This window comes from Methanobrevibacter ruminantium (assembly GCF_016294135.1).
GTDB classification, from domain to species: Archaea; Methanobacteriota; Methanobacteria; order Methanobacteriales; family Methanobacteriaceae; genus Methanobrevibacter; species Methanobrevibacter ruminantium_A.
Map to the genome: position 1 here is coordinate 60,137 of NZ_JAEDCO010000003.1, position 19,820 is coordinate 79,956.

General features: G+C 33.6%; 18 protein-coding genes. 12 read left to right on the forward strand and 6 right to left on the reverse strand.

The annotated features are described in order from the left end of the window. Positions 1–89: 89 nt before the first annotated feature. The 3 genes from thiD to proS are packed head-to-tail and all read right to left on the reverse strand — an operon-like array spanning position 90 to position 3,073. Complete coding sequence (thiD, locus tag VW161_RS01800) at positions 90–881, reverse strand: bifunctional hydroxymethylpyrimidine kinase/phosphomethylpyrimidine kinase (protein ID WP_325192670.1); 792 nt, start codon at positions 879–881, stop codon at positions 90–92. A gap of 19 nt (positions 882–900) precedes the next feature. Further along, a complete protein-coding gene (gene cofC / locus VW161_RS01805) occupies positions 901–1,608 on the reverse strand; it encodes a 2-phospho-L-lactate guanylyltransferase (RefSeq protein WP_304089104.1) in 708 nt (235 codons plus the stop codon). 58 nt (positions 1,609–1,666) lie between these two features. Further along, a complete protein-coding gene (proS, locus tag VW161_RS01810; RefSeq protein WP_304089102.1) occupies positions 1,667–3,073 on the reverse strand; it encodes a proline--tRNA ligase in 1,407 nt (468 codons plus the stop codon). 269 nt (positions 3,074–3,342) lie between these two features. On the opposite strand from proS, the gene VW161_RS01815 reads away from it, so the two are divergent. The 8 genes from VW161_RS01815 (at position 3,343) to VW161_RS01850 (ending at position 13,586) form a co-directional block, all read left to right on the forward strand. Beyond that, positions 3,343–4,386: an NAD(P)-dependent glycerol-1-phosphate dehydrogenase gene (locus VW161_RS01815; protein WP_304093639.1), complete on the forward strand. Its 1,044-nt coding sequence runs from the start codon at positions 3,343–3,345 to the stop codon at positions 4,384–4,386. Positions 4,387–4,494: 108 nt separating this feature from the next. Then, the gene (locus tag VW161_RS01820) at positions 4,495–4,935 is read left to right on the forward strand and encodes a UPF0179 family protein (RefSeq protein ID WP_304093419.1); all 441 of its coding nucleotides are present in this window, start codon (positions 4,495–4,497) and stop codon (positions 4,933–4,935) included. A gap of 73 nt (positions 4,936–5,008) precedes the next feature. After that, positions 5,009–5,677 (forward strand): ribose-5-phosphate isomerase RpiA, encoded by a 669-nt coding sequence (gene rpiA, locus VW161_RS01825; protein ID WP_298536137.1) that lies wholly within the window; start codon positions 5,009–5,011, stop codon positions 5,675–5,677. 322 nt (positions 5,678–5,999) lie between these two features. Beyond that, the gene (locus VW161_RS01830) at positions 6,000–7,340 is read left to right on the forward strand and encodes an FAD-dependent oxidoreductase (protein ID WP_304088063.1); all 1,341 of its coding nucleotides are present in this window, start codon (positions 6,000–6,002) and stop codon (positions 7,338–7,340) included. A 353-nt stretch (positions 7,341–7,693) separates the two neighbouring features. Beyond that, on the forward strand, positions 7,694–9,727 hold the full coding sequence (metG, locus tag VW161_RS01835) for a methionine--tRNA ligase (protein WP_304102632.1): 2,034 nt from the start codon (positions 7,694–7,696) through the stop codon (positions 9,725–9,727). A 127-nt stretch (positions 9,728–9,854) separates the two neighbouring features. Next, positions 9,855–11,438 (forward strand): DUF530 domain-containing protein, encoded by a 1,584-nt coding sequence (locus tag VW161_RS01840; RefSeq protein ID WP_304088067.1) that lies wholly within the window; start codon positions 9,855–9,857, stop codon positions 11,436–11,438. A gap of 22 nt (positions 11,439–11,460) precedes the next feature. Then, positions 11,461–12,123 (forward strand): hypothetical protein, encoded by a 663-nt coding sequence (locus tag VW161_RS01845; RefSeq protein WP_304088070.1) that lies wholly within the window; start codon positions 11,461–11,463, stop codon positions 12,121–12,123. Positions 12,124–12,560: 437 nt separating this feature from the next. After that, complete coding sequence (locus tag VW161_RS01850) at positions 12,561–13,586, forward strand: multidrug transporter (protein ID WP_304088072.1); 1,026 nt, start codon at positions 12,561–12,563, stop codon at positions 13,584–13,586. Between the two features lie 76 nt (positions 13,587–13,662). Here VW161_RS01850 and VW161_RS01855 read toward each other — a convergent pair whose 3' ends face one another. Together VW161_RS01855 and VW161_RS01860 are read right to left on the reverse strand one after the other, a co-directional pair. Continuing rightward, the gene (locus tag VW161_RS01855) at positions 13,663–14,166 is read right to left on the reverse strand and encodes a hypothetical protein (protein WP_304088074.1); all 504 of its coding nucleotides are present in this window, start codon (positions 14,164–14,166) and stop codon (positions 13,663–13,665) included. Between the two features lie 18 nt (positions 14,167–14,184). Continuing rightward, positions 14,185–14,649 (reverse strand): hypothetical protein, encoded by a 465-nt coding sequence (locus tag VW161_RS01860; RefSeq protein WP_304088077.1) that lies wholly within the window; start codon positions 14,647–14,649, stop codon positions 14,185–14,187. A gap of 270 nt (positions 14,650–14,919) precedes the next feature. Here VW161_RS01860 and VW161_RS01865 point away from each other — a divergent pair, with 270 nt between their 5' ends. Beyond that, the gene (locus VW161_RS01865) at positions 14,920–16,281 is read left to right on the forward strand and encodes a DNA primase (protein ID WP_304093424.1); all 1,362 of its coding nucleotides are present in this window, start codon (positions 14,920–14,922) and stop codon (positions 16,279–16,281) included. A gap of 9 nt (positions 16,282–16,290) precedes the next feature. Here VW161_RS01865 and VW161_RS01870 read toward each other — a convergent pair whose 3' ends face one another. Next, positions 16,291–16,809 carry a hypothetical protein gene (locus tag VW161_RS01870; protein ID WP_304093425.1) on the reverse strand — a complete coding sequence of 173 codons (519 nt, stop codon included), beginning with the start codon at positions 16,807–16,809 and terminating at the stop codon, positions 16,291–16,293. Between the two features lie 162 nt (positions 16,810–16,971). On the opposite strand from VW161_RS01870, the gene priS reads away from it, so the two are divergent. The 3 genes from priS (at position 16,972) to VW161_RS01885 (ending at position 19,655) form a co-directional block, all read left to right on the forward strand. Further along, a complete protein-coding gene (gene priS, locus VW161_RS01875; RefSeq protein WP_304088084.1) occupies positions 16,972–17,958 on the forward strand; it encodes a DNA primase catalytic subunit PriS in 987 nt (328 codons plus the stop codon). A 150-nt stretch (positions 17,959–18,108) separates the two neighbouring features. Next, entirely contained in the window at positions 18,109–18,510 is a 402-nt protein-coding gene (locus VW161_RS01880; RefSeq protein WP_304088087.1) for a hypothetical protein, read from the forward strand. Between the two features lie 557 nt (positions 18,511–19,067). After that, positions 19,068–19,655, forward strand: coding sequence for a vWA domain-containing protein (locus VW161_RS01885; RefSeq protein ID WP_304093429.1), 588 nt, complete (start codon positions 19,068–19,070; stop codon positions 19,653–19,655). Positions 19,656–19,820: the final 165 nt, after the last annotated feature.

Genomic DNA, 19,820 nt, shown 5'->3' on the forward strand with positions numbered 1-19,820 from the left:
TTACAAAAATTTATCACTTTTAAAGTGATAATTCTTTTTTTATTTTTCTTTAATTCTTTAGAAAGAGTTAGCTATTTTTTATTTTTATTTTATAATACTTTAGAATTAAAATTAGGATTTAAAGTACCGTATCTACCGTTTTTAACGGATTCGTAAATGAATTTGGTGGATTTTTCTATAGCTATTTTTAAATTATCTTCATCTTTGCTATTTTTATCATTGTTGTTTAATAAAACAAGATTAGCACAAATTGCAGCAGATAGGCTGCATCCGGTTCCATGCAAATTATCAGTTTTAATTAGATCCTGATGTAAAGTGATTAATTCATCTTTTTCCTTATTGTAAATAATGTTTGTACCATTAAGATGTCCACCAGTAATCATTACATTACAATATTCTCCAATCTTATATGCTGCTTCTTTTGCATCATTCACATCATTAATTTTTAATCCAGATAATTTTTCTGCTTCAGATACATTAGGAGTTGCAAGAAGTGTTTTTTCAAGAAGATATTTTTTCAAAGCATCAGCTATTTCCATCTTCGCAAGTGCATCTCCTGCACTAGCTACCATCACTGGATCAACAACTATGCTTAAATTGTATTCGTCGACCCTTTTACTTACAAGTTGGATGATTTCCTTTGAGTATAATAGGCCTGTCTTTGAGTATTTGATAGTGTACTCATCAAAAATAGAATCTATCTGTTCAGAGATATATGTAGTGCTAACAGGTTCAACAGAAAACACTTTTTTAGGGTTTTGTGCAGTGAGTGCAGTGACTGCTGCACATGCATGAACACCATGTGCTGCCATGGTCTTGATGTCAGTGCTTATTCCTGCTCCTCCTGAAGGATCGAATCCCGCAATTGTTAGTCCTATCATACTATCCCCTAGATATTGATTATTCATCTCTAGTGACCTTAAGTCTTTCATGGCCACGGAATGATTCCACTTTGATTCCAAGTGATTCCAGATATTTCTTGGTTTCTGTTCCATTTCCATGAAGCATGATTTCACCAAGGTCTTCAGTTGTGTTTACATCAAGTGCCATATAGAATGAGTCATGAACCAATGGGACCAGTTTCTTCTTTTCAGCCTCTTCAATGTGCTTTTTGAAACTGAATCCTCCAAATTTCATGTCAATGGATAATGGCTTGATGATTAATGCATTGGTTCCTCCACCTTTAGAGGGAACAATGATGAAATCAAGATTTTTAGCTTGATCAATTAGAAGCTTGATATTGGTCTTTCCAATCAATGGAATGTCAGATGGCAAGATTATGACTTTTCTTGTTTTCTTTCTGCACCATTTCATAGCTTGCTTTAAAGCTTTGTTTAAAGGGCCTTCATCACCATTTTTTGAAGCCTTGGATGGCTTGTGGTCCTCTTCAACAAGTGCAGTAAGTTCCAATTCCTCTGCATATGCCAAAACCTCTTCGTCTTTACTTATTATTATGATATCATCTACAATAGGCTTTAATGTGATTGCAATGTCCTTTAGCATTGCCTTTAAAAGATTTTTTCTCTCTTCAGGTGATAAGAAAGGAGATAATCTTGTTTTAGCATTTGCAAATTGGTTCACTGGAATTATTGCATAAATCTTATCCATTTCTATTCCTCTATGATTCTGATGTCTTGATTTAAATTTATTATAAATATTTTTATAACTAGTATGTTTTAGCCATTAAAGCAAGGTGTTTAGCTGGTTTACCACAATGTGGACAGACCTTATCGGTTTCAATATCCTCTTCGTTTATTCCAAGGATATCTACTCCAGTTTCCTCTTCAATCGCTTTTCCACATTCCTCGTCTCCACACCAGTAGAACTTAACAACCTTTCCTTCATCAACAATGTCAGAAACATTATCAAGACTGTCTAAGGTTACTATTTTCTCTTCCTGTTTAGCCCAGGAATTAGCTTTCATGCTTTCTTCTACTTCAGCCAATAAGTCTGATACCTTTTGAGTAATGTTGTCGTCTAAGCTTACTTCAATCTTTTCACCGGTGTCTCTTCTTCCAATGATTGCTACATTGTTGTTTAAGTCTCTTGGACCTAATTCGAATCTGAGAGGAGTTCCTTTGAGTTCCCAATCGAAGAATTTCTTACCTGGTCTGATGTCACGGGTATCCATTTGGACTCTGATTCCTTTAGATTCCAATGCATCCTTGATTTCATTACATTTAGTCATCACTTCCTCTCCGCCATCCTTGAAGATGATAGGGATGATAGTGATTTGCTTAGGAGAAATCTCTGGAGGCAATTGAAGACCTTTTTCATCTCCATGAGCTGCAATTGCTGCTGCAATCACTCTGTCAGAGATACCGTAACAGGTTTGGTAAGCGTATTCATGGTTTCCTTCCTTGTTTTCAAAGGTTATTTCAAAGGTATGTGCAAAGGTTTGGCCTAAGTTGTGAACAGTACCAATCTGCAATGTCTTTCCATCAGGCATGATTGTATCGAATGCCATGGTGTATTCTGCACCTGGGAACTTGTCCCAAACTGGTCTTTTGCTGATTAAATAAGCGATTCCAAGTCCGTCAAAGAATTTCTTGTAGAGCTCGATACCTGTTTCAACCTGTTCTGCAGCCTCTTCAGCGCTTGAATGTACTGTGTGAGCTTCTGCGAAGGTAGTGATTTCCCTTACTCTAATAAGAGGTCTTGTATGTTTGGTTTCATATCTGAATGTGTTTACAACTTGATATTGTTTGATAGGGAGGTCAATGTGTGATCTTACCCATAATGCAAACATAGGATACATTGCGGTTTCACTGGTTGGTCTGATAGCAAGCTTTTCGTTCAATTCTGTTTGACCACCATGGGTAACCCAATATACCTCATCTTCAAATCCCTTTACATGAATTCCTTCTTTTGCAAGTTCTGCTTCTGGAATAAGTAAAGGAAAGAGGGTTTCGTCATGCTCTTTGTCCATCAAGTCTCTAAATATGTTTAAAGTTGCTCTTCTGATTTGAAATCCATAAGGACGCCATACAGCCATTCCCTTAATAGGATATCTTGAATCGGTTATATCTGCATTTTCTAAAATGTCATGGAACCATTCACTAAAATTTTCCACATTATCACCTAATTTTAATAAAATAATAAGTTTTTAATTGTTAAATCATTAATAAAATTTTTTTATTTTTTATCATTGATTTATTTTATAATAGTATTAGTATGTATTTAATTTATTATATAGTTTATTAGTAGAAGACTTTTAAAGCAAAACTTATTTAATTTATTGAAAACATATATTAAAATAATATTAAATAACATGCTAAAAATTTAAGAATATTATAGATTCTAAAAATTATTTAATGGAAAATTGATTTTTAAGGAGATAATATGGATTCTAAAACAATTCAAATGCCAAGGGAAGTGCATATTGGGCCTAATGTCCTTTATGACATAGGTGAAATATGCAAGAATTTACGCTTGTTTGATGAAGCTCTTGTCGTATCAGGTTTTCATACATTTGATGTGGCAGGTAAGCGTACAGTAGAAGCTTTGGAAAAGTCTGACTTTGGAGTTGAAGTTGTAAAGGTAAAGGATGCTTCAATGGAGTCTGTTGAAAAGGTGCAAGAAAGAATAGCTAACGCTTCTGTAGTGTTAGGTGTAGGTGGAGGAAAGATCATTGATGTAGCAAAGCTTGCTTCCACAAATGCCCATAACTATTTCATTTCCGTTCCAACAACCGCTTCCCACGATGGTATAGCATCACCAATGGCTTCAATAAAAAATGATATGGGTTCAGTTTCCAAAAGCGCTAACTCTCCTATGGCTGTTGTTGCTGACACTGGCATAATTAACGATTCTCCTTTTAGATTAATTGCTTCCGGTTGTGCAGATATTGTCTCCAATTACACTGCAATTAAGGATTGGAAATTGGCATACAGATTAAGAAATGAACCATACAGCGAGTCTGCTGCTGCATTGTCTGAAATGACTGCAAAGCTTATCATAAAGTCTTCCGACAGCATTAAGGAAGGGCTTGAGGAAAGTGCAAGAATTGTTGTTAAGTCATTGTTCAGCAGTGGTATGGCAATAAGCATTGCAGGGTCATCAAGACCTGCAAGCGGTTCTGAACACTTATTCAGTCATGCTTTGGATAGAGTTGCTAAAAAGCATGCATTGCATGGTGAGCAATGTGGTGTAGGAACAATCATGATGATGCATTTGCATGGTGGAGACTGGAGATCCATTCAAAATATATTAAAGACAATTGGTGCTCCAACAACTGCAGCTGAATTGGGTGTAGATGATGATGAGATTATTGAAGCATTGACAATTGCCCATACAATAAGACCAGAAAGATACACCATTTTAGGTGATAACGGTCTTACAAGAGATGCTGCAATTAAATTGGCTAAAAAGACTGAAGTCATTTAGCTTTGATTATTATTATTATTATTATATTCTTGAATCTGTTTAAGATTCATGTTTCCTTTTAAGTTTTTAGTGTGTTTGATAAGTTTAAAATTTATAAGGAATGATTATATGATTACATTGATTGGTAAGGAATTGGCAAAGGAGGGAGTGAGCTTTGTATTTTATGAGTCCGCAGAAGAGTGTTCGGAATGCAGGTTCAAGGCATCATGTGTAGACTCCCTAAAGAAAGGTCATAGGTATACTATTACAGAAGTTAGGGATGTTGAACAGAAATGCCCTGTCCATGAGAATGATAAGGTTCAAGTGGTTGCTGTTGAAAATGCTGAATTCACTATCTTAACTGATTCAAAAGGAGTCTTTGAAGGATCAAGCTTTGACTTCAAGCGTCAAGGATGTTCAAATAAGGACTGTGATTTCAGACATATGTGCTTCCCAGATGGAATCTCTAAAGAGGAGAAGGGAGTTTATGTCAAGGATTTAGGAAAATTCGCGGATTGTCCTAAAGGAAACGCATTGGTTAAATGCATTGTTAAAATTCAAGATAAATAATTTAATTTATATGCATAGTTTAAATTTACGATAATGAGTTTATATTATTAATAATTATTATTTGGTGTTAATTATGAGTCAAATGAAAAAGGATTGCGGTTATGCTGCAGCTGATTTGGTAAAAGACGGTCAGGTTTTAGGTCTTGGTACAGGTTCAACCACCCTTTACTTTATTGAAAAGGTAGGTATGAGAGTAAGGGATGAAGGAATTGAAGTCATTGGAATTCCAACTTCCTTCCAATCAAGATTGCTTGCTCGCCAATGGAACATTCCACTTACAGACCTTAGCGAACATGAAATAGATTTGGCTGTTGATGGTGCTGATGAAATCGATCCAGACTTCAATTTAATCAAGGGTGGAGGAGCAGCACATACTTTGGAAAAGATTGTTGATTATTCTGCAGATGAGCTTGTAATCATTGCAGATGAATCCAAGCTTGTAGATGTCTTAGGTGCATTCCCACTTCCTATTGAAATCATTCCAGAGTCCTTAAATCCAGTTACAAAGGCATTGGAGGATATGGGTGGTAAAGTGGACATAAGAATGGGTCAAGCTAAGGATGGGCCTGTAATAACTGATAACGGCAACTTCATTTTGGATGTTGCATTTGGTCAAATAGATAATCCTATACCTATGGAAAAAGAGTTGAATACCATTCCTGGTGTTGTAGAGAATGGATTGTTCACTGAAATGGTAGATAAGGTTATTATCGGTTCTAAAGATGGTGTAAAATACTTATAGTTTTTTTATGCTGTTTTTCTTTATTTAATTCTTTTTTTATTTATTTTTAATTTATTTTTTCATTTTTCTCCTATCTTTTTTTAATTAATTTTTCTAATCATTTACTTACTTAAAGAATAGTATATATAATAGAATTGAGAAAATTTAATATAATTCTAATATTAATTAATTCTCTTTTAAATTAATTTTTATTCAATAATTTTTCAAATTTATTCATTATGTTTAAAATTGATTAGTCTTTTCTTATTAATTTATTAGAATGTTTATAATTCAAAATTCAACTAACTATAAAGAATAATGTATTTATTTAGGATTTGAGCAAATGAAAGTTGTTATCGTTGGTGGTGGAGCTGGAGGAATATCCACAGCTTCAAACCTTAGAAGATTAGATAAGGAAGTTGAAATTATCGTACTTACAAGAGATAATCATGTCTCTTATTCCCCTTGTGCTATCCCTTACGTATTGTCAGATAGAATCCATTCATTTGATGATATCGTAATGAGATCTGTTGATGATTACAAGGCAAAGAACATTGATGTCATGCTTGAGACTGAAGTGACTGCAGTGGATTCAGCTAAAAAGACAATTACCTACTCCACTAAAGGTGAAGCGGAAAAAACCATGAGCTATGACAAATTGGTATTGGCTACTGGTGGAAGTCCATTTGTACCTCCTATGAAAGGAGTTGATTTAGAGGGAGTATTCAAGATAAGAACCTTGGATGATGGTAAGAGAGTCAAGGAATGGGCTGAAAACTGTGAGAGCGCTTTGGTTACAGGTGCAGGACTGATTGGTATTGAAATAGCATATGCATTCAAGAAAATGGGATTGAAGGTAACCTTATGTGAAATGTTGCCTCAAATCGTTCCACGTTCACTTGACCCGGATATGGCTAAAATCATTACAGACTATTTGATTAGTGAAGGCATTGATGTAGTGCTCGGCCAGCCTATCACTGAACTTAAAGGTGAAGATGGCGGAGTCAAGACTGCTGTCTTTGAAGATGGATCTGAAGCGGATGCAGATATGGTCATCTTGGCTACTGGTGTAAGGGCAGAGCTTACTTTGCCTAAAATGGCTGGATGTGACTGTGGTAGATGGGCGGTGCTTGTAAATGACAGAATGGCAACAAGCGTACCTGATGTTTATGCAGTTGGTGATTGTGTAGAGTCATACAGTGCAATACTTAGATCAAATACTGTTTCCCAATTAGGTACAACTGCTGTAAGGCAAGCTAAGACATTGGCTCAAACCCTTGCAGGAAAACGTTCCAGATTCAACCCTGTCTTGAATTCAATGGTTTCCAAAGTGGGAAAATTGGAATTCGGTGCAGTAGGTCTTACAAGAAGCTTTGCTCAACAGAATAGCATAAAGGCAGTTGTGGCAAAGGTTGAAGCATTGACAAGGGCAAGATACTATCCAAATGCAAAGCCAATGAACGTTAAGGTCATCTGTGATGCAGACGGCACTATCATTGGATGCCAAATCATTGCAGAGGAAAGGGTGGCTGAAAGAATTGATACAATGACTTTAGCTATCACTCAAGAGCTTACATGCTTTGAATTAAGCAATATGGAGTTTGCTTATGCACCTCCAGTGTCTATGGTTATTGATCCATTGGTAATGGCTGTTGAGGAAGTAAGTAAGAAGTTTGATAATTAAATAAACTTTTTATTTATTTATTCTCTTTTTTTTATTATTTTTGCAATATTTAATTTTTATTTTTGTATTAAATTTAGAAACTCTTTTTTTATTATTTTCTATGCTATTTTTTTTAAAAAATCATTATTTTTCTAATTATTTTTTAACTTTATTTGCAAATTTTAATTTTTATTTTTGTATTATTTCCTTTAAAATCATTACTTATTTATATAATAGAGCATATATAATATAATGATAAATGATAATCATATAAATTATATTAATTATAATTTGCTTCATTTATAGAATTTAAGATTATTAGAAATTATAAAATTAACAATATAAAATTATTTACACTTATGGAGAGGATTTAATTGACTAAAATATTTATTTCATGTGCACTTCCATATGCAAATGGACCATGTCATTTAGGACATTTGAGATCCACTTACATTCCAGCTGACATCTATGCAAGATACAATCGTATGGCTGGAAATGATGTATTGATGGTTTGTGCAACTGATGAGCATGGTACTCCAATTGCTGTAAAGGCGGATGCTGAAGGCAAGGAACCTATTGAGGTTGCAAAACGTTACCATGACATGATTGTAGAAGACATTAATAGTTGTGACATTTCCTTTGATAACTTTGCAAGGACAACTGATAAGATTCACTATCAAATCTCACAGGACTTCTTCAAGTACCTTTATGACAAGGGCTTGATCTATGAGGAAACCATCCAACAGCTTTACTGTGAAAACTGTGAAAAGTTCTTGCCTGACAGGTATGTTGAAGGAATCTGTCCTGTCTGTGGTGCAGAAGCAAGAGGAGATCACTGTGAAGTTTGTGGTAGAGCATTGGACCCTATTGAACTCGTTGAACCAAAATGCTTGACTTGCGGTAACACCCCAGTCATTCGTGACAGTACACAGTACTTCTTTAAATTAAGTCATTTCCAAAAGCCTCTTGAAGAATACATAAGCACAAACCCATACTTACCTCCAAATGTAAGGAATTATGCTCAAAACTGGTTGAAGGAAGGTCTTCAAGACTGGATCATGACCCGTGACATGAAATGGGGTATTCCAGTACCTTTAGAAGGTGCAGAAGGAAAAGTTATTTATGTATGGGGAGAAGCATTCATCGGTTACATGTCCTCTGCTGCAGCTTGGTCCAGAAGAACAGGCATTCCATGGGAAGACTATTGGAACGGCCATGTGGTTCATTTCATCGGTAAGGATATCATTTACCACCACTCATTGTTCTGGCCTGCAATGTTGCTTGGACGTGACTGCAAATTGCCTGATGACATCTTTGCAGGAGAGTTCCTTTCCCTTGAAGGAAGAAAAATGTCAACCAGTAAGAACTGGGTTGTTTGGGTAGCAGACTTCGTAAAGGACTTCGATTCAGATTTATTAAGGTATTACCTTACTATCAACGCTCCATTGAATAAGGACACAGACTTCTCTTGGGATGAATTCCAAAGAAGAGTAAACGATGAATTGGCAGATGTAATCGGTAACTTCCTCCACAGAACATTCACTTTCACCAAGAAGTTCTTTGATGGAAAAGTGCCAGAATATAAAAACCCTAGTGAAGCTGACTTGGAATTTGAGCAAGCAATCAAGGAATTGCCTGATAAGGTAGGAGAATTGATTTCTGAGATGAAATTCAGAGAAGGTTTAGTTGAAATCATTTTGACTGCTAAAAAGGGTAACAAGTACTTCAATGACCAAGAGCCATGGAAAGCTGTAAAAGAAGACATGGAAAAGGCTTCAAACTGCTTATACTTATCCAATCAATTATGTAAGGCAATGGCTGTACTCTTAAAGCCTTACATTCCAAACAAGGCAGATGCAATCTGCAATATAATAAACATTCCAGCTGAAAACACTTGGGATGATGCGAAAGTCTTCTTGGAAACCGGTCATGAAATCAACAAGGCAAAACCATTATTCAAGAAGATTGAAGATAAAGTGATAGAAGCACAAAAAGAAAAATTATACAAGAATTTAGAGACTCAAGAAAACGAATCTAAAGATGATAAAAAGAACGACAAGAAGAGTAAAGAGTCTAAAGATGAAGGTGAAAAAATGGATTTAATTAGTATTGACGAATTTGCAAAAGTGGAAATTAAGATAGGTAAGATTTTAGAATGTGAAAAGATTGAAAAATCCAACAAGTTATTAAGAACTCAAATTGATATTGGTGACAAAACCATTCAAGTAATTGCAGGTTTAGGCAAAAGATACGCTCCTGAAGATTTAGTAGGCAAAAAAGTACCTGTTGTAACTAATTTAAAACCTGCTAAACTCATGGGAGAATTATCTGAAGGAATGATCATGGCTACTGAAAGTGCAGCTATCTTAACTCCTGATGATTGTGAAATCGGCGAATTACTTATGTAATTTGTCTTTTTCTTTTATTTTAAGAATAGGTAAGTGAATCTTTATATTAAATGAAATTTAATTTATAATATCCTATTAAACTATAGGGTCTTGGCGGCAAACCTATAAAAGTCCTCACGGTGATATTATGGATGAATCATTGATGATAACAGAGTCTGAAAAATTTCTAAATCAAATAGAGAAGGAAAGATTAGATTTAACTAATCTAAAGAAGGATTTTAAGGATTTAGAGTCCTTTTTAGAAATCTATGAACTTCTCAAATCTAATTTGGATAAGCTTCAGGAAATGAAGGAAAGCATGGATGAAAGCGGGTATACTGCTCCATTCAGATCCTTGAATCGTTATGGTTCACGTGTAAGTGAGGATGTTGATTTTGAGGAATTAGGCGACATCAGTCGCCATAATCAAATTTTCAGAAACAAGGCATCTGCCAAGAAGAACAGTTTTGATAGGGTAAAATATGCTATTTCTGCTCATAGAATCGCATTAGGCAATCTTGAGGAATATGCTAAAATAAGATGCAAGGACTGCAAGAAGTCCTATCGTGTAAGCAGTTTCCTTGATAATGGAAAGGTATGCAAGTGCGGTTCAACTAATCTTGAATTCAAGATTAACCATTCAGGTGTTCACAGACTTGAAATTATCCCTTATCTTCCATTGTCCGGTAATTACATGGTCTTGATGTCAGGTCTTTCAAGCGAGGGTAGAGAATCATTCAAAAGGGTTCTAAACATCTTAAAGCAGCAAAGAAGGGGAGTTGTAAAGACTGTAACTCCTATTGTCAAGTATAAGGAAAACGGCAGAACAATCACCAAAAGGGTTCCTCTTGACAGCGAATTTGCAGACAGCTATGAAGATGAGCTTAGAAGAAGATTCGGTAAGGGAGTTCGTATTGAAAGATTGGAATTCCATAGAACCAAGCCGACAATCATCAATGACAAGCACACCTGCACCAATTTGGCTCTTGCTTATGTAAAGCATGCTGAAGATATTGTAGAGCGTCATGGAGAAGCTATTTTTGAAGACAAGATCAAGGATTTGAACAATCTGAAAATCTATGACGAGATAATATATTCAGTCAATCTTGAAAAGCCTGAATTCATTGATTCAAGCGATTTAGAGGATTGGAGAAAGGATAAAATCAACAAGACCCTTGAAGAGTTAGGATTGATTGATAAGTTCGGTCATCTTGATAGGGGATTGAAGAAAGACCTAAAGGAAAGGGAAAAGATAAAGACAAAGATCTTTGCAGACATTGCCCCTACATTGATTTTGTGGGACATTTCCAAATACTATTTATGCACTTCCCAAGACAGGCGTAAGCGTTACGGTTCACCTTTCCCATACATTCGTGGAGACATTGACCGGCAACAGCGTAAGGTATTCCAGAATCCACACACTCAAGTTGTGGATTTATTAAGGGAAAAGGAAAAAGAGCACATATTGTCTGTTCCGGATATGGATTTGTTGTTGCATAAGAAGTTCAAGTTTGAAGGAAGAATCAAGAACCTCAACATCAAGTTGAATTATGCTGCTGTAGGTCCAGCTATTGTATTCACTAACTCTAATTACAGCATTAAGGAAGTTTCATATGCCTTTAAAGTAGGTGAAAAGAGCATTAAACGTGAAATTAATAATATGAAAAGCATTAGAAAGCCAAACACTAAACGTTCCAGAGACTTTATTGATTTGGTAAAGAACAAATCTTAATTTTCCTTAAGGAGACCTTTTTATGGATGAAGACTTTGATGAATTTGACGATTTTGATGATGATTTCGAGGACATTGATGATTTTGAAGATTATGATGATTTTGAAGACTTCGACGATGAGACACTAGATTTTGACAATCTGGATATCGAGTCAAAGGAAGAGTTGGATATCTTTGATGAAAAGCCTTTGGAATTGGATTCTGATTATGACATCAATGCTGTTGAAGTTCATATCTCAACACAGCTCACTTCTCAAAAGATCATTCAATTGATGGACACTTACCCATCTTTAAAAAGAATAACTTGTCCTCAAAGCATTTACAATAGGATTTCTCCAGATTATATTAAGGCTTTAGATAATTTAGGGGTTTCAATTGAGATAAAGTATAACTGGGGTAAGAAGAAATATTCCATGACTCAAATTAATCAGGTTGTTGACCTATTCAATGAGGGAAAACGTTCTGATGAAATTGCTTCTGAACTTGACATGCCAATAGCTAATGTGAATTACATCAAATCAAAATATTTTGATAAGATCAATGTTAAGCATTATAAAAGAAAGTATGATGATGAGTGCAGGCAAAAGGTAAAGTCCATGAGGGAAAGTGGATTGAAACCTAAAGAAATTTCCAAGGAACTCAATATTCCTGTAAGATCCATTTACTATATTTTGAATAAAAAATAATTTTTTTAATTTCTAATTTTTTATGATATGCTATTTTTCAATTTTTAATTTTTTCATGATTTTTCAATGAAAAATTCTATTTTTCTATGTAAAATTTTAGCAAAAAAATTAATCATAATAATTTTTTAAGACATTATTAATATTTTTAATAGAAATTATTTTGCTATTAATTTAATTAATCGTTTCTCCAATATAATTAAATCATACACCTATAATGTATTTTTAATATCATCTATGGTGTAGATATCCTTATAATAATATGCCATTTTCACCAATTTTTAATAAATTTTCAATAATTTTTACAATTAAAAAAATTTTAAAATTTTATAAAAAGTTTATTTATTATAAATCATATAAACTAAATTAATTACTTAAAACAATTAATTTAAAAAATAATTTTTGCTTATTAAAATGATTAAATAATATTTGGTGTAAAAATGTCAAGTTTAATTTCAATCCCCACATTGCCTTTAGTAGTAATTGCATTGATCTGTGGGATATTATCATTTATCAGTACTCGTTTGGTAATGCCTTGGCTTATCCGTAAGCTTGAGAAGGCAGAAATCATAGGAACGGATATTCATAAATCCTCACGTCCTATTGTAGCTGAAATGGGTGGTATAGGGATATTATTTGGTTTTGTCATAGGTATTTTTACCGGAATCATACTTTTCCCTACTTTGACCTTCCAGTTAGCTATTGTTCTTGTTGTAGTCTTGATTGTTGGAATAATCGGTATGGTGGATGACTTGATTGTTCTATCATCTAAGGAAAAGCTGTTCTTGCTCTTTTTGGCAGGTATTCCATTATTATGGATTGCACCTCCAAATGTAGGTCTTTTGTATATGATCTTGATTCCAATAGCTGTTTCAATCTGTTCCAATTTAACAAATATGCTTGCAGGATTGAATGGTATTGAATCAGGTCTTGGTGTCATTTCCATGACTTCCCTTACAATCAGCTGTATAATTTTAGGAAAATATGATGTGGCTATCATAAGCATGAGCATGTTAGGTACATTAATTGCTTTCCTTTATTACAATAAGTATCCTGCTAAGGTTTTCCCTGGAGATACAGGTACACTTATCATTGGTGCAACCATTGCAGCAATTGCATTTATCGGTAGGGTGAAATTGATTGCTTTCATTGTTCTTTTACCTAATATCATTGATGCTGCACTTAAGTTCTACAGTGCAGGAGTTATGGAAAGACAACAGCATCAGCCTACTCAATTGAATGAGGATGGAAAATTGGTAAGGCCCGAACAAGGATTCAAGTCATTGATTAGGTTTGTCTTAAGAAAGCCGGTTGATGAAAAGACTGCGGTAATGATGATTTGGGGTATTGGCATTATATTCGGTATACTTGGAATAATTGTAGCTATTTTGATGCCTGGAGTTACTCATAATCAAACATTTGCACAATTCATCCATTTGAAAGATTATTTATATTACTTAGGATAATCCTCAATAATATTTTTTAATTTTTTACTTTTTTTTATTCATTTTCTATTTTTTTTTTCTGATTTTTTTAATTTTTTCAAATCCAAACTACATTTGCTGTAGTAAAACTATACTTATTCGAAATTGCAGGATTATACAACTTATTTGTAATGTTTTCGCTCTTGAATGATTGTGTTATTCTTTTTCGAACATTATAATTTATACGGTCTCCAACCGCTTCCTTCTCTTCCTTTGTCCTTACATCTGGAGAAGAAGCATATATCTTCAATTGTATTCTGGTTCTATTGAAATTGTCCTTTCCCTTAATTGTTTGGTTAATCTGTATTATTTTTATCTTCTTTTGCCTAAGAATAGTCTGTTTCTTCAAATCCTTTGAATAGTTGTCATAGGATTCCTTTGGATAAATTGCCAATCCATTTGATGAAATTCCTTCAAAAGCACCGTCTCTTGCTGAAGCCATAGCAATGTTCAATTCGTTTGCATCGATTATTGCATTTGCCAAAAGAATTGCTGTAATAAGTGCAAAACTGATTAATAGCAGTAATTCTACAGTTATTTGGCCTTTTTCATCAGTTTTCATAATATCATTTAATAAAAATTAATTCCCCACTTGTCTAATCAGTATTGAGCTCTGATTGATTGTATCTGTCTTATTGTCATTTACCAAGGTTTTTTCAATCAGATAGGTTCTCCCATTGTATAATTCAATATTCTCTAAAGTTTTATTGCTTGAATCTACAAGTTTTATTGGATTAATAGTTGATTTTCCTTTCTTATCATTGAATTCAACAATCGTTTCCCTTTCATTTACAAGAATCCTGTAAAAGTTTCCATCAATGGATTCAGGCAATTTGATTTTCTTTCCAAATCCATATTCATTTGAATTCACTTCATTTATCGAATCTGCAATATGATTTGCCAAAATCCTTCCTTTGCTATTTTCATGGATTTCAATATTGGAATTCAAGCCATTTTCTATCATAGGCAAATTGGTAATTAAAAGCAGGATCACAATCAATGTGCAAAATAAAAGTTCTATATTGATTATTCCTTTTGAATCCATATGCACTCTTTTTATTTTGCAATTATTTAAATATTTGCTAATATTTCAAGTAAATTTAATAGAATTAGTTTTATTTTTCAATTTAATTATTATTTAACAAGTTTTTTATAATTTCAATGGTTTAAATTAATATTATATTCATTTAAAAAAATTCATTATAAAAAATTATTTAAAGTATTGAATTATAGTATAATATATAAAAGCTGATTTTTTAAAATATCATTAAATTATTCGGCTATTTATGGTCATGAGAACTTTAGGAGTAATTGAATGGTTTTAGTTTCTTATTTGAATCCCCTATCACAGGAAGGGAGGAATATTGTAAGGGGATTAGGCGGTCTTGAGGGGATATATTCCAATAATGATGATTTAATTGATATTGTCATCCACACCAACCGTCAGACCATCTCTAATCAGGAGGTTGTTCCTGAAACTCTCGTAGACTTGGCTATAAATAGAATAAAATGGTATATTGAACGTAAAAATAATAAGGACTTCAATCCTAATGATTATGCCTACTTTTTCAATGAACGAATTGATGAATATGATACAATTGCATTTCACATATTGGCACAAGCAATTGCACACAAGTTTAGGCCAGGTTCCCGTGAGGTTAAGCTGTTTGTGGAATCCCAAGGTTTGATGATTGAGGACAGATTGATCAAGCTTCCATTATCTGAAAGGAAAGAGGTTGTAGAAGAGATTTTAAGTGATTTGCTTATTCAAGATGGCATTGAATGGTCTTTCCTAAAGGATTTGATTGCCACTAAGAAATTATCATTGACAGATCTTGTTCTTCAGAATGGAGAAATAGTTTTGGATAGGGAAGAGTTTGTTTTCTCCTTTGGTGATGAATTCAGTGATAGGTCTCCAGATAGGATTTATGACATATTGATTGGAGACAATCTCAGAGAACTCATTTTAACTAAATTGCTGATGCAAAACACTGAAAATTACATAAAGTCAATTCAAGACCAATTGGCTATTGTTGAGATGCACCCTGCAATTGTGGAATTAGGTGAAATGCTCGATGAGGCAATTACAGAATCATTGGCTAAATACAGCACTTATTATGCAAGCGGTGGAGCTTACGGCAATATGGAAATTGGAAAACTCATTAGGGAAGCTTTCCCTCCATGCATTGAAAACACTGTAAATGGTGTTTCATCCGGTGGAAGAAATGATGCAATCGTATTGCTTTTGACTTCATTTGTATCTTATGCAAGGCTTTATCCAGGTATTTTTGGCTCTGATAGGACAGTAAAGGTTTCAGACATTGATACAAACCTTAACATAACCTTAAATGAGATATTGCCACTTATTTTTGAAGCTGCAGACAATTGTACACCTCCTTTATTTGAAGACCAGCCTCAAGAAAAGATAAACATCATATCAAAATTAGGATTTGGAATGCATGAGGAAGTAAGTCTTGAAAATGAGGGAGAGACCAAATGGTACACCCCAATGAGCTGTGAAAAGATCAAGATGCATTTGCCACATCTTTGTAAGGAAAATAAGGATTGCGCTAAGATTAACAATCCATTGAGCTATTATTCAAGGAAAAAGTGGATAATGAGCAAGAATGGTGAATTGCCTTCTGATGATAACTCTAAAGAGGATTCTAAAGAATAGATTAAATTATTAATATGTATAGTCATCCTCATCGTAGTATCTTAGGATTATGGAATGTTCAAAGTCCTGATAGTTATTGAAATGGTATTCCTCGTAATCTTCAATGAGAATCTTTATTTGTCTTTCCTTTTTATCAATTGATTCTATCCTGCAGAATTCATCCAAGAGTTCTGGGTCATAGTCATCGAAATACTCTTCATTCTTTTCTTTTTTCAATTTGAATTCAAGGAATCTTTCGTATTCATCCTCATCCAGAATCTCCTCTTCATCATACAATTCCTCCTCGGATTCTATTTTATAAAGTTCAATGTGATCGCTGTCATGGCTCATGTCAAGCAATTCGTTTATATTCAATCCAATTCCCTGGACTTTTCCTGTCTTTAGGTTGATGATTGTTTTTCCTGTTGATTCATAGGCTGTCCAGTTATCAAGTGCAGGCTCTATGATTTCCCTTATGCTTAAGCTTTCTATAAGCCTTCTAAGTTCCTCTTCACTTAGCATTTTGATTCTCCATTTTGCTTTTTTCATTTGCTATTTTAATCAGCTATTTTCATTACAATAAGTTTTAAGTATTACCTAAATCATAAATATTTTTACTTATATATAATATTTATTTAAATCAATTAAAAACTTTATTTAAATATTTTTTAAAATTGAATTTATTTTTCGAATTTGACTTTTGGTGATTTTATGTTTGGCACTTCAAGTATTCAGGAAAGAAGGAGATACTACAGGGAGGAATGGTCTGAAAAGGACATCCCTGACTTTATCGCAGAGGGAATCACTAAAAGGGAATTCGGTTTTGACCATTTAGGGCATGGTCCTAATGACAGGTATAAGGTATTTTTCGGCACAAGGCCTTTAAAACGATTTTTAAGAACCAAAGCCCCTTTTGCAGCATACATTTCTGTAGCATTTTATGCAAATCCAATAAATCGTGGAGGATGGGAAAAGGCAGAGTACATTTTTGACATAGATGCAAAGGATTTGCCTATCCGTTCATGCAGTTGCGATGGAGTATGTGAGATTTGCTTAGGTGAAGCTCTTGAGAGAGTAAACATTATGCTAGACACTTTAAAGGGTGATTTAGGCATTAAGAACATTCATTTGATTTATTCTGGAAGAGGATTCCACATAAGGATACTAGACCCTGTAATGATGGAAGCGGACAGTGACTTGAGAGGAGAGGTTTTGAAATATGTTGCTGGCGCTGAAGTTCCAAAATCACAGTATCCGAATCCAAGTGGAAAACCTTATAATTTTGAGCATTTCTCAATCCCAATAGCTTATCCCGCTATTTTCACTGAAAAAGTGAAATACAACATTCTTCACTTGAAGGGAGATGAAAAGCTTGATGGAATCAACAATAGATTGTTGAAGGACATGGTAAAAAATAGGGATTGCCTTTATGAGGATGATTGGGGTTCATTCAAGCAAGCGATTGGTCCAAGAAGGTATAAGGATATGGTAAATGCAATGGCAAGGGTAAACCTTGCGACAATCGATGCAAAGGTAACCATAGACTTAAAGAGGATCTTAAGACTTCCAAGTTCCCTCCACTCTAAAGTGAGCATGAAATGCGTAGAGGTAAAGAATCCTGAAACATTTGATCCATTCAAGTCTGCTGTTCCCAAGTTTGTATATGAAAGAAAGGATGAATCCATTGCAGAAAAATAGATGTTTAAATTTCTATTGAAATTTTACTTTTTTTACTAAAAAATAGATATTTTTTTAATAAAAAAATAGATATTTTTAAATCAATCCTAAACAAATATATTATTAAGAATTAATTTATTTAATTTATTAATTTCATTAAGGAGGTTCAATATGTTGAATAAGAAGCTTATAATAGGTTTTATTATTGCATTGATTGCTCTTATAGTGGTTGGTTTTGTTGCATTGAATTTTGTTCCTCACAATGACATACTTGATTTGAACTTAACAGACAATGCAACTGAAAACATTACTGAAAATCTAACTGAAAACTTAACGGTCAACATTACAGATGATGCAGTTAACGGTTCAGAAATTGCAGCTAATGAATCTGCTGTTGTAGATGCAAACAATACAAATGCACGCTCTGATGTCGATGAAGGGGATCTGTTGAAAAAGCAAACTTTCACTGTTACAGCAAATGAAACTGGTCAGTATAAAGGAATGGAACCTGGAACCTATGTGCTTTACTACACAGAAAACGATGGTCCAATCAAAATCGATAATGTAGGATAATTAAGTTTTTAATTTTTTACTTTTTCTTTTCTTTTTTTTAAATTTTTTTTAATTTTTAATTTTTCATTCTTTAATATTTTCTAAATAATAACTTTAAAACTTTGATATTTAATTTTTTCTTCATTTTTTAAATAAAGTAATTACAAACCTTTATAAGTAACAGAAAATAAAATATTGTTGGTGAAATGTAATTGAAAAGCAAAATCATTACTTATTTTAAAATTCATTCTTTTTTAGTTATTTTTTTTAATATCCTATTTAATGTCTGAACTAACTAATTAATGATAATTTTTATCATGTCATTAGTTTTTATTCATTTGTTCTTAAAAAAAAGGACACATTTATATGCTATGAAGTTCATACTATAATTGTCGAAGAAAAATGACTTCAAAATATGGGGGTTGATATCTAGTTTGCAAATCATTTTTCAACATTCACTGTAATTTATTAATGCACCATTTATCACCTTAGCTGTTAGATAAACTTACAAAGGGGGAGTGGATGTTGATAATATAAAATTCATTTACTTTTATAATCTAAACTAAAGGGGGTATTTTATGGATAATGAAAGTATAAAAATCAAGATTCAGGATCATGACAAAATTTCCGGTACTGAAAAATTAAACAAAAATCAAAACAATGTAAAAGGGGGAAATGATATGGAAAATGAAAACAAAACTGTTGTAAATGACTACAATGATGAAAAACTTGCAAATATTGGAATTGAAGAGGAAATGGATTTATTCTTTATTTTAGACAGAAGCGGATCTATGGGGGGCAGTGAAAGGGACACCATTAATGGATTCAATGCTTTCATTGAAAAGCAAGCAGTGAAAAACCAAAACATTCGTGTAACCACCATTCTCTTTGATGATGAGTATCAGGTCTTGTACTCCAGAAAACCTATCTCTGAAGTGAAACCACTTACTGAAAAGGAGTACAACGTTAGAGGATGTACCGCTTTGCTCGATTCAATTGGAAAAACTGTAAACTCCTATAAAAACAGAGTAGGTTCTGCTATGTGCATCATCACTTCTGATGGATATGAAAACTCTTCCAGAGAGTTCAATAGGGACCAAATCAGGAGAATTATTGAAAAAAGCGGATGGGAATTCGTATTTATCGGTGCGGATATAGATTCATAGGCTGAGGCATCACGTATTGGAATCCGTAAAAGCCGTGTTGCAAATTACAATAAAACTGCTGAAGGACACAAGGAAATGTATGATGCATGCAATATGATTACCGACAGGTATTATAGAAAAAGAGACTTGAAAGATAACAACGAAGATTGGAAAGAAAGATTAGAT

What these genes read in the sequence shown, in the direction of transcription:
- thiD (WP_325192670.1), bottom strand. Translation starts at nt 881, where the DNA reads ATGATAGGACTAACAATTGCGGGATTCGATCCTTCAGGAGGAGCAGGA.
- VW161_RS01870 (WP_304093425.1), bottom strand. Translation starts at nt 16,809, where the DNA reads ATGAAAAAAGCAAAATGGAGAATCAAAATGCTAAGTGAAGAGGAACTT.
- rpiA (WP_298536137.1), top strand. Translation starts at nt 5,009, where the DNA reads ATGAGTCAAATGAAAAAGGATTGCGGTTATGCTGCAGCTGATTTGGTA.
- VW161_RS01815 (WP_304093639.1), top strand. Translation starts at nt 3,343, where the DNA reads ATGGATTCTAAAACAATTCAAATGCCAAGGGAAGTGCATATTGGGCCT.
- cofC (WP_304089104.1), bottom strand. Translation starts at nt 1,608, where the DNA reads ATGGATAAGATTTATGCAATAATTCCAGTGAACCAATTTGCAAATGCT.
- VW161_RS01840 (WP_304088067.1), top strand. Translation starts at nt 9,855, where the DNA reads ATGGATGAATCATTGATGATAACAGAGTCTGAAAAATTTCTAAATCAA.
- VW161_RS01865 (WP_304093424.1), top strand. Translation starts at nt 14,920, where the DNA reads ATGGTTTTAGTTTCTTATTTGAATCCCCTATCACAGGAAGGGAGGAAT.
- priS (WP_304088084.1), top strand. Translation starts at nt 16,972, where the DNA reads ATGTTTGGCACTTCAAGTATTCAGGAAAGAAGGAGATACTACAGGGAG.
- VW161_RS01830 (WP_304088063.1), top strand. Translation starts at nt 6,000, where the DNA reads ATGAAAGTTGTTATCGTTGGTGGTGGAGCTGGAGGAATATCCACAGCT.
- VW161_RS01850 (WP_304088072.1), top strand. Translation starts at nt 12,561, where the DNA reads ATGTCAAGTTTAATTTCAATCCCCACATTGCCTTTAGTAGTAATTGCA.
- VW161_RS01860 (WP_304088077.1), bottom strand. Translation starts at nt 14,649, where the DNA reads ATGGATTCAAAAGGAATAATCAATATAGAACTTTTATTTTGCACATTG.
- VW161_RS01845 (WP_304088070.1), top strand. Translation starts at nt 11,461, where the DNA reads ATGGATGAAGACTTTGATGAATTTGACGATTTTGATGATGATTTCGAG.
- VW161_RS01885 (WP_304093429.1), top strand. Translation starts at nt 19,068, where the DNA reads ATGGATAATGAAAGTATAAAAATCAAGATTCAGGATCATGACAAAATT.
- VW161_RS01855 (WP_304088074.1), bottom strand. Translation starts at nt 14,166, where the DNA reads ATGAAAACTGATGAAAAAGGCCAAATAACTGTAGAATTACTGCTATTA.
- VW161_RS01820 (WP_304093419.1), top strand. Translation starts at nt 4,495, where the DNA reads ATGATTACATTGATTGGTAAGGAATTGGCAAAGGAGGGAGTGAGCTTT.
- VW161_RS01880 (WP_304088087.1), top strand. Translation starts at nt 18,109, where the DNA reads ATGTTGAATAAGAAGCTTATAATAGGTTTTATTATTGCATTGATTGCT.